Genomic DNA, 14,235 nt, shown 5'->3' on the forward strand with positions numbered 1-14,235 from the left:
AGCGCCTTTTTAGGGAATAATTAAATTACATGAAAACTCAACCTATAGTAACTATAGGTTGAGTAAAGGTTATTTTTATGATTCTGGGTAAAGCAAATCAAAGTGATAAGTGCCATCATTTAATTTGGTTTGAAGAAGCCTGATTGTTCTTGTAGACTGCATGTCGTGTCCCGGAATCGTGATAGGCTCATAAGGCTCACCTTTAGAACGAGCTAAAGCGACATCTTCAGTTCTAAAAATTTTAATAACAAAACCCTTGTTTTTAAGAGCTTCAAGAAGGGGGCCGTCAATCAGTAAATCGGTATACCCTGGAAGAATGTGATTTTTTTGTTGCAATCCTTTCCAAAGCCATCTGTAAACGTAGTAAAATACCCCGCCTGAGGTATTGTGCGTTCCCTCTTCTTGCAGATTCGAAACCTGAATGGATTGGGTTTTAAATCGAATTTTGTTTAAAGACTGATCAGGACTCAATCTTGCGATCATGTGAGGGGCGGGTTGGCTATAAGTCCGCATGTCTTTTTGATTTAGCAAGTCCAATTTATCATTCGCTTCACGTACGTTTCTTTTTATAAAACTTCTAGCTTGTTCCGAATTTTTTGGAAGAGTCGGGTTTTTTTTATCGGGTACACCCCGCATTTCCGTTTTTCTTGGCTGAATGAAAAACTCATCCAAATTAAACCCTGCAATCAAAGATTCACAGAAGTTTGATTTATCTCCCTGCCAATCTACCGGATATAGCTTTATACTTCGCCATTTTAAGGGGACTATACGATAAGAAACATTCTGAATAACATCTTTAGATAAAAGCTTAGGAATGCCTATACGACAAGTCATTAAAGATTCTTCTGACAATCCGTTACTTAGAAGAGACTTGGTTAAAAAATCCGCCCCTGACCTTAAAGTTGGAAAAATATCGGCAGGTGTTTTTGGATCTTTTCTCTCAATCATTTGAGAACTCTCTGAAGATGAGACGCTTCCCGCATCCAATTGTTTTTCTTGGTGGGCAACACTTAACGATCCCACTTCTTCATCTCTTGATATGGGTCGCTCATCCTTGTTTGTATGGCTTGCCAATCTTCTTTTTTTGCGCGACAATTCATCTTCTGAATAAGGCCTTGGCTTTTGAAACTCTTTTTCTCTGATAGATTTTTCATCTTTAGAGTCTTCTTTCGATCGATATGAGCTGCTTGATTCATATCTTGAGCTATAAGATCCGCGAGAACTTGGAGAGGAGGATCTGTCGTTTGATCTTTCACCTCTGAAGTAAGAACTATCTTCGTAAGAATTGCTAGATCTAGAGTAATGACTGTCTCTTGAATGATCTGATCTTGAAGTTGATGAATCTCTTAAGCTTTCAGATGATCTTTTCCTTGAGCTTCTTGATTCTTTTTCTCTAGAGGAACTTTGAGAATTTCTTTCATGATCCCTGTCCCTGCTTGAAGAATGCGAGGATCTTTTGTCTTCTTCCCGCTCATTTCTAGAGGATCTCGAGTCTCTTCTCGATTCTTGGGAAGATTCTTTTTCTCTTGATGAACGTTTTTGTCTAGAAGAGGAAGCCTCTTCATTTTTTTTAGATGAACTTGAAGAGCTTCCGATACCCATATTTTTTTCGTGCGAGCATAAAGGAGAGACTCTATCTTTTAAAAAAGAAGTTGTAGGAAGAACTTCCTCAGGAGAGGATTCTTCTTTTTCTTGAGGAGCTGGGGTTGGAAGAATAGAGTTTAGGGGGCTGCTTAAATTATCTTCAAGCTCGCTTGAGCTTAAAGGAGTGATTCTGCCTTGTAAAGAAGGAGTTTCATGAAGAACCGCTTCCCCGGAAGATTCTTCTTTTTCTTGAGGAGCTGGGGTTGAAACTTTATCTTCTAAAAGGTTTTTTTCAGGGCGATCCGATTCTTCTTCTTCTGCAGCTTCCTCTGATGAAATAGAACTTAAATTAGACTTTGGGCCTGAAGTACTGATTTCCGGTTCTTCTCTTGCAATTTCTGCTCTTTTGGCGGCGAGCTTGTTTTGTTCTTCTTTCGCCTCTCTTTTACGTTTCCTGCAAGATACAAGGAGTTCTCTTGCCATTTCATTCGGGTTTCCGATCTCCTTTAAGTAGTGGATAGCTAATTTATTTAGACCTTGCGCAAAAAGGGTTTTAGCATAGAGATAATAAGGGGTATCATCAAAAATATTTTTTGAAAAAGCCTGGCAAAGAAGGTCTTTTGCCTTCACATACTCTCCGGCTTCGATATGAGATTCAATCTGACGGATAAGATCTACAGGAGTTTCTGGAGTATTGTCTCCTATTTCGCCTTCTTCAAGCTCAAAGGATTTAGGAATTATTAGATCAGTGGGAGGATACTGGGTCATCCCAAGGAAAAGACAAGGACTTAATGGTTGTTGCTGCATTTTGTATTCCTAATTTTATTACATGATAATATAATTATTTCTAGTAATGATAAAGAATTGTTAAAATTTAAAAAAGAGTTAATTTTTACTAAAAAAATTATTCTAATCATTATTAAAAAATGTTTAACATCTATTTTTCTTTAATTAAAAAAAGATCTTCGGGTTTAATTACAATTTCGCCTAAAAGTGATTTATTAGAAATTTTTTTTGACTCGGGGGCATCTTTTTTTCTCTTCTTAGACAAAGTTGCGATTTTCTGAGATAAGTTTTCTAAATAGTTTGTATCTGAAAGTGTTTGATTTGGAATAGGTCCAACATGCATTCTTTTCTTGCTTCCGCTGCCTTTAAAATCAGAGGGCAATGCATAATTTGGTTTTTTTAAATCTAAAATTAATTGTTTTGCATCTTCTTTTATAAATGAATGTAAAATAAAGATGGTTTCTTCAAAAAAGATAATACGGGGTTTTTCTGATTTTAGAAAATATTGATTGATTTGTTCTAATAAATTTTTGAAGCGCACCTGCACTCTCTCTTCCTCATCCCTGTATTCGATTTCTTTTAAGCCATCAGATTCTTCTGTAAATTTTTGTTTCTCTCTTAAATAAGTCTCATTCATTAAAAAGAGCACCTTCAATAAAGAATAAGTGATTTTTAAATCATAATTGTTACTGACGGTATCGACAACATTATTTAAAATTTCTTCGAAAGTGGATTTGAAAGATCTGAATATAGGGGGGGAGGCCCAGGAGATCTCCCTGAATGTCAGCTTTTCGATCAGAAAAAGCTCCTCCAAAATAAATTCTGTTTTTTCCTGTAAGTAGAGAGTTGGATAATGAAAATTATTTTTATTAACTTGCCATTCATTGAATCCCAAAATAATGACTTTTGTTTCCGTAGAGTCATTCGGACATGGGGAAAAACTTTTTAGAAAAGCAGTAAAGGTAGGGATGGGCTCGTCAAGCTGGGTTGGAAACATAAATAAATTTAAATTTGAAGCCCTTTCCTCGATAATTATTTTAACTCGGCTTAAGAGATCAATTAAATCTTTCAATTCTTGAAATTTAGCTTCTCTTTGTTCTTTTTCTTCCAAAGTTAAATTTATATTTTGAAAACTTTGTTTATATTCAATAAGCTCTTCTTTAAAAAAGGCCCTAATACTTTTATAATCAGAATTAAAAACATTTATTTTATAAGAATTTAAATCAGTTAAAGTACTCCATGTATTCAAGAAATGAAGTATCGCTTGTTTTTTTAATTCTTTAAGGAAAGCGCCTTTGATGTTTTCATCAAGGACAAGCAAAAAAGGGCTTTTTAACGAATCGGTTTGATTTATTAAAATCGAAAATAAGTTTGCGGCTCCTGTTCTAAGGTTCGATTTTAGAAAAAGAGGCCTGCTTTTAAAAGTTTGTTCCAAAAGAGGGGGAAGACTTGGTAATTTTGGGAAGGAAAGGAACGAAGTTTCAGCAAAAGTTCGATTTAGGGCGGAAAAAGCTTGGGCATTAACAAGGTTGAAAGAGTTTTCTTCCACTTTGAAAGTAAAGTCATTTACTTCCTCAATTAATGTAACGCCTTGCAATCTCACAAAGACTTGATTTTTTTTTTGAGATATAAAATTTAAAAGGCATGAAAGCCCTTTTCGATTAATTCCTAGTAGTTCATGAAGCTCTCCCAAACAAACGTCTGGTAAAGCAGTTTTCTTTATTTCAATATTTGATTCTTTAATCGAGATCGCAAAAGGAGAAATAAAAACCACATTTTTTGGGGTAATTTTTAGGGAGATATAGAAAATTGAAGGAGGCAGAAGGTCTTCAAATGGCGTTCCGAATTGGATATGTCTTAAAGTCACATAGTAAACAAAGTCTAAGAGTTCGTTTATAGGAAAGATGGGGTGGCAGGCCTCTAATCGGCTAACAAGTACTGAAAACCGAGAGGTTTTAAAAATAGGGATTAGCTCCGGGTATTTTTCGTAGATGCTATAAAAGCTTTCACCTATTTGAGGTGAAAGGGGGAGAAAATTTGAGATCAAGAGCTTTGAAAAATAAAGCGATTCAGATTTTCTTTGCGGATTAGTCATTACAAAATTATAGAGCTTTTCTAAGTATTCATCACTTTTTTCGCTTGGAAAAGGAATGCCGAAAATCCCATACTTTTTAAAAGTTTCCTCTAAGAGGCTTCTAAGATCAGGGTCAAAAAAAAGATTCTTTACTAATAGACCTGCAGATTTTTTAAATTCTAAAATTTCCTCTTCTTTTGATAAATTTAAAGGAATCTGAGGGGATAAAAAAGGAAGATTTGCGCTTCGAGGCATAATAGAGCCGATCTCAAGTTCTTCCTCCTCCTCTTCATCATCTTTAAATTTTTTTTCACTTAGGGTGGGTTCAGAAACAGTCGACATAAGTCTTTCGTTATAATATTTAAACTTCCCGCCATATTCTTTTTTTTCAAAGTCTGAAAATAGTTCACTTCGATTCAACATCATTAAAGCAAGTTCTGAATATCCTAAACTGCCGAATGCATCAAAGATAAAAAGACACTCTTGCTTATTTAAAAGATTTCGAGAAAGCATTTTAGAAAAAATAATCGAGGCTTCTAGCGGCATGGCTTTTTTTAAAGCAGAAAATCCCCAAGCCATTAAAACTTCCTTTGATTCGCATTTGGTGTAATCTAACCCTCTAGACGCTTCAAAACATTGGTTAAAATTTTTTTCTGCATAATAGGCAAGGATAAGGCAATACTTAGCAAAAGTTGGGTCCAAGAAAGGCAATCTATCTAACATCTTTTTAGAAAGTTCGATGACAATTTTATATCGTTCAATCCTTCCAAGATACCGCAGAACTTGCCTGTAAGGTTCTAAGAGTTGGACTCTCTTTCTGATCAAATAATTGAAACAGGCCTTTAGAGGTTTAATTGTATCTTCCTTGCAATAGAACTGAATAATATCTAAAACATGAAAACCAGCTTCCGGCAGGTCATTAGGGTATAGTAATTCCCCATAGGTGAAGGCATCTGCTATTTTTTCAAGTTTAAGGCTAAGAAAGTAGAGTTTTTCCAAAGCTTCTTTTCTTTCATTCTTATCGGCATCTCGATGAAAGTAAGCGCGAAAGTAACATTTAAGACTCTCATCAAAGCTATTTCTTGAAAATTGCAACCCTGCAATTTGTAATAAAATAGAAACCTTAGGGCTGCTAATATGTTGAAAAGCCTCTATCGCAAAATCAGCCATATTTGTTTGAAGGTAAAGAAACCCTAAATTTTCATAGGCTTCTTCTCTCGTAGAAGGGTGTGATGCCGCCGCAAGCAGGGCATTTTTCGAAAGGGTGCAATAATCAGCCTCTTTATCTTCTAGCTGAATTTCTTTTGCAATTATGCCAGTCAAAAGAATGGCTTCAGGAGAATCCGTCTGATTTGTTTGAGCCTTAAGTAAAATCTGCAAGGCTTCTTTTTTCTTCCCTTCCTGAAACAAACGTTTTGCTTTCGTAAGCATAAAACTTGGTAGATCGTAGTACAGCTCTACTTCTTCTTGACTTTGCAAAGTGAAACTTTCGCTTAAAACCCTTTGGTAGGTGTGGGTTGTTTCCATAGTTGGTCTTGCAGTTGGTTCAACAGTACTTCGTCCAACAGTGTCTACTACAGGACTTTGTATATTTAATTCTGTGATAAATGTTTTTTTAAAATCGTATTGATTATGCATACCGACCTTTAGATAAAATCAAGGATAGGGTTTTTTCTAAAAAAACATTAAAGAAAGATTAAATTCCAATCAACACGCTAATAATAGGAAAAGTCATTAATTAAAAATTAATGTATAAGTTCTAATCATCTTGGGTTATAATTTTAAAATTAGTTTGAATAAATTCTCGGAACTCATTCAATGTTTTTGCTAACTTCTCATTCCCTTGGGCCTCTTTTAGAAGTCCATCATGGAAATATTGTAATTCTTTTTGTAAACTAATTAGATGGCTCTTTGCTAAGTCGCCTTGACTTGCAGATACAATGTTGTATGGATTTGTCAAAGTTATTTCGTTATATGTTTTTAAATGTTCCATCTTTTTAGTTATGGCGATTCTTAGTTCTTTCATAAGATAAAGTTTAAAATTTATTTTAAGATCTGATCTTTTTCCCGTTTCGGATGCTAAAAGGGGTGAAAAGTTTGAGTAAAAGTGAGCTACTAGCTTTGAGATTTCACGGTTTTGATTTCTTAATTCCTTTACTTTTCCCTCAGGTTGGGTCAAGTTACTTAGAGCCCATTGTTCCAAAGAGTAAAATTCATCGAAGATCTTTTGGCAATTAAGATAAAACTTATTTTTCAAAGAAACAGTTGAGGTTTTGTCTTTGCCATTTCTTCCATGTTCAATCAACTCAAGATTTTTTTGATTTAATTCCAAAAAACAGTGATTTAAGAAAGCTTCTTTTATTCTACAGAAATCCTTTTTAAGATTATAAACAGTTTCATGGTAAATTTTTGTTTTAGAATCGTTAATGGAATTGAATTTAAGCCAATTGTGATGCGAGGTAAGACAGTCGTTAAATTCATTTAATAATTTAAAGGCTCCCGATGAAGATTCAAAATCGCTGAAAACGTTAAGGCTTGGGGTTGCAAGCTTTTCTTCTAATATTTTGGCATAGCTTTTAATTACAAGATCCATTCCTTGGCTGACACCGCGACCTAAGTTATTTGCATAATCTTTATAGTATAAATAGTGCTCATGAATGGATAGAACTTTCTCTTTTATTTTCTCATCTGAAAGCTTAGAGGGATACTTTTGCAGTTCAGCATATTTCCTATCGCGTTCCTGGGCAAAGCCAAAAGGCATTGTCCTTTTTCGGTTATAGAAGAGCGCGATCAAAGCCGACTTGGCATTTTCATTTAATTGAGAGCTAGAAGTTTTAAGCCACTCATCACATTTTTTATAAAGTTCTAGTCTTGCATTCCTTATTTCAACTGAAGCTGTATACTGCATATTGAGATAGAACAATTTCGTTCTAAGAAGATGTAAGTTTTTCTCGGCATGAGTGGCATCTGGCATCTCGAAAGCAGCCTCTTCCTTCCGCCAAGTTTTTTTGTACCTGATAGATTCTACAGGATACATCTTAGTCCAGTTAAAAGCCCTTTTCAGCATCTTTTTTTGAAGGAGCGGTGGGATTTTTGATGTTCTATTAATTTTTACAAGCTTTTGAGACTCTTCTATGAAAAAGGTAGCCCCACCCGCTTCATGAGGGTTTGTTATAGAGTTGAAAGAAATGGCTTCAAGATTGCCCGATAATTCGCTTTCAGACATGAATTCCTTGAAAGCAGCAAGCTCTTGAGCTTCGCATATTTTTTTTTCTTCAAGTTCTGTCTCTCTTTCTTTGCGCCGCCTTAAACGTTCTTCCAAAAGGGGTTCTTGACTCATAATAGGAATAGGGGGCGTAAAATCAGTAAGAGGGCGGCTTGATCTTTCAGTCTCATCTAATCCACTCCTAACCTCCTTTTCAAACTTGTCACGCCAAAATGAGATAGAAGATCGATTAGTGGCATATTCTTCTAAAAACCGTCTGAATAAAGCCACAGCCTGTTTTTTATCGATTTTGTTATTATCGTATTTTATATAGGTATCAAAAAATGACTTCGATAGATTAATAGAGCAGTGAGAGCTTCTAAGTTTATTTGCGAATTCAACCAATATAGAAAAGTAAGCTTTTAAAGCTTCAAACTCATTTTCAAGAAGCTTTTGATCAGTAGAGATTGGATTTTGCAGAATCGTTTCTATTTTTTTTCTCAATGTATGAAAAGCAATGCGCGATCTAGAACGTAGAGCAGGATCGGTTGAGGGTAAAAAGTTCCATAGCTTGGACAAAGAATTAGAAAGCCTATCTTCGTCCATATCCACAATCATTAAAGGCAAGGCGTCAATTCGAAAGCGTTCATCTAGATCTCTTGGGGGGTAGAAAATGGTTGAGACTTCTAAACTCGAGAGTTGTAATTTACTTTCAATTCCTGTTTTTTCATCTTCAGCTGCAAGAACAATAAGCTTTCCAACCTTTAAGTCTTGAGAAATTAAAGAACTAACAGGGGATGCTAGAAAAGTAAAAAAAGATGAATTTAATTTTGCTTTAATGTGGGGGCAGTTTTCGAGATTATTGAAGGTTGAAGATAGGTTGATGCTCCCTTTTCTATCCAATTCTTGAAGTTCGGTTTCAAGGGATAGAAGACTTGCTTTAAAGTCATTTTCGGAAGGAGCGCTTTCTTTCGCTTTTTTTATGAGGAAAAGAAGCGTTTGCATAAGCTTTACATTATTTCTTAGATAGTTTCTTTCCAAATTTTTCTTAATGTTTTTCAGCCGCTCTTTTATTAGATTTATTTTTTTATCTAAAATTATTTTTTTAAATTTTAAGATTACTTCAGATAAAGAAGACTTGGGAGCAAAGTAAATAACTTTTCTAGGATCGTTTATAAGGTATTCAAAGAGAAGGCATGCTTCCGAGTTACCTTTGAAAATAAAGTCCGAATTTTCAACCCTTGAGATAAAGACAACAGGAAAATTTCCCATCATTTGCGATTCTAAATACTCTTTAAGTCGATAGTCGACAAGATCGCCAAGAAAAAGCCCTCTGTTATCTATTTTTGAAATGAGATCATATACATATGAGACTTCTTGATTCAGATCGTAAGTTGCGAGAGGACTTGCTTCTACAATTGCGCTTGCAGGTGCATCCTCTTCGATTTTTTTAAGTAAATCATCTAGAAAATTCTGATCCTCAAAATGTTTCAAGTACTCTCCTAAAGCAGGCTTAAGGGGAATCTCTGATTCCAGTTTTCTTTTTCTTGAAAGCTCTATTGGACAAGATTCAGGTGCTTTTTCAAACTCTTTAAGCAAAGCAACTCTTCCTTGTTCCTCTAGAATGCTTGAAGCAGTGATCTCATTTTCCAAAGTTTCAACTGACTCTTGAGCCGCATCATTTGAGGAAGTTCTTATTTTTTTGCTTTTGGGGATGTTTTCCAAATGGGTATTTCTTTGATTCTCTCTCTCGTGTGAAAGCGTGCTTATTTCAAGAGGTGATTCTCTTGGGAATTCTTCATTGACGGCTTGAACATCGGATTCGTGCAAGTTATGAGATGGATCGGAAGGCTTTTCTCTATCATTTACTTCTTGTGCAGTCGGAACCGCATAAGCTTGTGACTTGGACGCTACATCAAGGGATCTTTTTTCAAGATAAGCGTGGCCTATGGATTGGGCCGGTAATTGGGAGGGGCGCGGTTCGGTTCGAGTAAATAAAAGAGGTGTCAAACCCTGAGTTTTTTGAGCTTGAAGTGGATAGGCGGCATGCGTCATAGGAGGAATTGAAAAAAACTGTTGGGGGACCGGTTGAGCTAGCTTTCGGATTGTCTCTCTTTCTGATTGAAAGACCCTTTTTTGCTTAAGAGAACTACTTTGACTTATAGGAAGCGTTTGACCTACTACTTGTGCACCTAAGGGAACAGTTCTTTGCAAAAGGGGATATGTTTGATTGCTAGAATGAGGCAAAGCTTGCGCAGTTTGCCCGATAGTTGGACTTTGACTTTGGTTTAGCTGAGGAGGCGGCTTTATTTGCAAAAGCGGGTAGATGCGAGGGACAGGAAGCATCAGAGGTAAATAAGGGATCGGTTTTGTCACTTGAGGAACCGGCCGAGGGAATTGAGTGACTTGTTGATTTAGAGCTAATGCAGCCTTAGGTTTTGGAGCAGTGGCAGCTCTTTGGGCCATCGCTATGTTTTGAAGGCTTGCTTGCAAAGGTTCATTTAAGGCTTTTGGAGGTGTTACTTGTTTTGGCGGTATAGGGTTCGCTGTTATTTTTTGGTTAACTGCCGGGGCGTAAAGGGGGAGAGCTTGCAAGAGGGAGCTTGAGGCGGCAACTTTAGAAATCGGTTGATTTCCGTCTTTTGGTTTGGGCAATATTGGTGCTTGAGCCTTGGTTATTTGTGGAACAATTGTTCGAACATAAGAGACAGGTTTTGAAATAGGGAGTGCAAGTTCGATAGGTTGCAGCTTGGTTCCCGGGCTTTGAATTGAGCCTAAACCTTTTAATCTTTCATTGTAGAGTTCAAGGATCGAGGCATCACTTCTTTTAAAAAGTTTTTTAAGCATCGATTGAGTTCGATTAGTATCTATATTTTCGTACGGAAAGCCCGTCCGAAAAGAGAATAATTTTGCGAAGTGAGTATTTAATTCAGCGCTATCTCCTTCTTTCTCTATAATTGATTTGAGAGTCTCAATATAGAGTTCAAATATCTTGAATTTCTTTTCTGAGTGATTGAGTCCGAGATCAAGAATAAAAAGAGACAAATGTCTATTTTGAGCACTTATTATGCCGGCAGCCAAAATGGCAAGAGAAGGTTGTAAGAAACCGCAAGATTTGCAAAATCTCTGAATAAAAGGGAAGATGCTTTCTAAAAAATCAAGTTCTTTTAAAAAATGAAGGTAAGAAAGGGCATAAAGAAGCTCGTTTGTCTTAAAAACTTCTGCTTCGTAAGAAGCTGAGAGTTTTTGTTTATCCAAGGTGCTCTGCACACTGTCTAAATTACTCCAAAAGCTAATTATTTTTTTCGAAGGACCCTCGGGAAAAGAGAGGACTAGAGCTTCTGCTTCTTTGACTCTTTTGGTTAATACAAGCAATATGGCAACCACAGGGGATGGAAATTTGATTCGTATTAAAGGTTCTATGGCATGGGCTGCAAAAGAAAGGTCTCCTTCAAAAAATAGTGCCTTAGCTCTATGGATCGTAATAGCTTCTGAAAATCTAGGGTTTTTAGTCTTTTCGGGATAATGTTTTGTAATAAGATCCAGGATCATTTTAATACGTTCTGGATCCTCTTTAGTCGAATAAAATTGCAACTGATAACAGAGATTAAAAAATTTGGGATGCTGTTCTACGTGGGATCGAATTTTGGAAACATAATCCGCTTGCGATCTGCCTTGGCAGATATTGGCGAAAAAATAAACTTCGGTGATGTGCAATGTAACCAAGGGAGTCTCCTTAGCAGCAAAATCCCCGTTTCCGTCCATTAATTTTTCATAAGCGAGAACATCCTCTATTGCTTTATCATACCTACCTTTGCTTTGATAATAGCGGGCCCTTAAGTAAAGAATCGTAGAGCTCTTTGGTAAAATTTTTGAAATTATCTCTATTGCAGCAGGTGCTTCACCTTGCAATTTTAAATAGTTTGAAAAGAAAAGTTCGTGGGCTTCGATTTGCTGGGATTCTTGAACTTGACTTGAATTAATTTGATTAATAAAAGTACTCAAATCTAGAAGAATACTTGGATCCGCATGATTGGCTCCAATTTTAGCTTTGGCTCGTCCAAGATAATGTTTGGCTTCATGAATTGGCCCATCACCCGGAAAACAGTTTTCGTAGTAGCTTAGGGCTAAAGAATACTCTTTATTTAGGAGGGCAATCTCAGCTCCAAGTAAAAACCCCGGTAAGTTTGGAAAAAGCCGAATGGCTTTTTTGATGGATTCAAGCGCTTGAGGCAGTTTTCTTAAACCTTTTTCCGCAATGGCTTTCTCTCTTAAAATCAAAGCGGATTCTTCCGGTATCTCATTAGAAAGCGGGCATTGTTCCGATAGCTTTAAAGCTTCTTCGTACTTGCTTTGACTTATAAGAGATCGAATAAGACTGCCTGTTTTCCTAACCGTGCAACTCAATTTTTCTTTAAAGGAAAGAATGTGGGACACACGTGAAGAAGTGATTGACGCAATAAAACTTTTTACAGATTCCCGCTCATGGTCTTTAGCCTTGCTACTTAATAATTTAAGGTAAAGATCCTCTTTAGGCATAAGCTCAGCAGACTCTTTAAAAGATTTTTTCGCCAAAAATGTTTTGGAGAGCTCAAGAAGAAGAAAGAGATACCGTTTTATGTGGAATTGATCTTTGTCTTCTCTCTCGTTTATGGGTACCGGAACTAAGAAAACATGGCTAAAATTATCGGTTATCTCTAGAAAGTAGGTTTTATAGGTTTCGAGACAATCTTCCAAGATCGCTTCTTTGTAATAAAGACTTGTGGCTGCAAGATATAGTTTAATAAAGGCAGCTTTTAAGCAGGGGTTATAGGCGGCTTTATTTGTATCATATAGTCTAGAAAGCTCTTTTGGAATAAAGTAGTTTAAATTAGATCCATTTAATAGCAGCTCATCGATGGCTTGCCCTATGGATTCATCAGGAAGAGTTCTTAGGCTTAGGATGCGGTAAAAAGAGTTTGTTTTATCTCCCTCTATCAGTTTTTCAGAAATTGAGACAGCTTCCTCTCTTTTAGCACCAAATCTATACGAATAGCTCTCAAGAAATAACAAATAAGCGAGCAAGCAGAAGTCAGAGTCTTCAATTGAGAGCAAGGTATTTAAATTAGCGAAAGTTTTAGCGCTTGGCTTGTAACCCCCTCTGGATAGACTTGAAAAACGACGAAATAACACATCCAAAAAAGAGTTATTTTTGTTGCTGCCCCGGTTGATTTCCGCATATTGATATCGATGAGTGGAAAAACAAAGAAGCGTAAAGAGGTCTCTATCAAAGGGGGCTTCAGGATGCTCTTTTGCAATTGGGGCAAGGGCTAAAAACCCTTCTTCCAGATGTCCTCTATAAAGAAAAATTTCAGCTTTGATAGAATTTCTTAAGCAATTATTGGGAAGGCTATCATCTAATGAATCCAAACATTGAAGCAAGGCTTCAAAATTATTTTGAAAACGGTAAAAACCGGCTCGGAAAATAGTTTTTAATTTCTCATCATGTAAAGTTTCAAAAGCTGATTTGAAGAAAGATTCACAATTATTGAGAAGCAATTGATTTGCTTTAAAAAGAAGATAGTTAAATTTATAAAAGTATAGAGGTTCAATTTGAAGAGAAAGCTCTTTTATGCTACTGAAAATCTTATTAATTGTTTCATATTTTTTTTTCTTGTACAAATTTTTGGCTAAAAAATAAAAAAAACGACTAAAATTTTCGGTTCTTTCAAAAGCTGCTTTTAAAATGAATAAAAATTGGACTTCTTGCGAGGGATCGGTAGCTAAAAATTTCAGATAGTTAAAATATAGGTCCCCTTTATCGGCCCATAACCCGGCAATTTTTTCAAATTCTGACTTAACAATCTCTTTATCCGCATTGATATGAGTGAGCGCATAAAATTTGCAATAGTAAATATGCTGTAGGCAGCCTTTATAAATTTGAATAGGGTCTTCTCTTGAAGGGTCATGCGCTTCTAAAAACTTATTGCTTTTTAAGAGATAGGATTCGAAATCTTTCTTATGAAAATCTAAACGAGAAGCTTTATAGAAGAAAAAAATGCTTTTAGGATATCTTTCGAGCCATTTATCATAATTTGTAAGTTTTTTAGCTTGGACAAGAAGTGCTTGATAACCTTCCGCATAGGGCATTAAACTAATATCCAAGGTCTCCCAGCATTCAATGGATAGCCCTTTAATAATCGCTTCAAGCTCATCAAATTTTTTATTTTTAAATAAATTTATTAAGTCGGAACATTTTGTTTTTAAAAACTCTTTAAATATATTTAGATATAAAGGAAACGACTCATTTGACTGTTCTGATAAAGTTTTAAGGAAAGAAGCGGCTTTTTGATAAAAGCCTTGATTTAAGCAACTATTAAAGTCTTCTTCTGAATATTCAATTTCTTGTTCAATGACAGGACCTAGCGAGTATTCTTGAAAGCTTACGGGAGGATAATCTGCCGTTTGATTAGTTACAGATTCCTCTTGAGCATCCGATTGAAGCAAATGATCGAAATGATCATCATTTGGATTGTTTCCGCTAGATTGACTCTCATAAGAGGTTCTTGGAGGTGAAAAATAAGATCTGTCAGTATTCATATATAAA

The 14,235-nt window shown here is 35.9% G+C and carries 3 protein-coding genes; all 3 read right to left on the minus strand.

What is annotated here, in order from left to right; all coding sequences use genetic code 11:
• Positions 1–75: 75 nt before the first annotated feature.
• Positions 76–2,391 carry a hypothetical protein gene (locus tag CSEC_RS00290; RefSeq protein ID WP_041016424.1) on the minus strand — a complete coding sequence of 772 codons (2,316 nt, stop codon included), beginning with the start codon at positions 2,389–2,391 and terminating at the stop codon, positions 76–78.
• Between the two features lie 130 nt (positions 2,392–2,521).
• A complete protein-coding gene (locus CSEC_RS00295; RefSeq protein WP_154017587.1) occupies positions 2,522–6,082 on the minus strand; it encodes a tetratricopeptide repeat protein in 3,561 nt (1,186 codons plus the stop codon).
• Positions 6,083–6,203: 121 nt separating this feature from the next.
• Complete coding sequence (locus CSEC_RS00300; RefSeq protein ID WP_041016426.1) at positions 6,204–14,228, minus strand: hypothetical protein; 8,025 nt, start codon at positions 14,226–14,228, stop codon at positions 6,204–6,206.
• Positions 14,229–14,235 lie beyond the last annotated feature (7 nt).

The organism is Criblamydia sequanensis CRIB-18 (genome assembly GCF_000750955.1).
GTDB classification, from domain to species: Bacteria; Chlamydiota; Chlamydiia; order Chlamydiales; family Criblamydiaceae; genus Criblamydia; species Criblamydia sequanensis.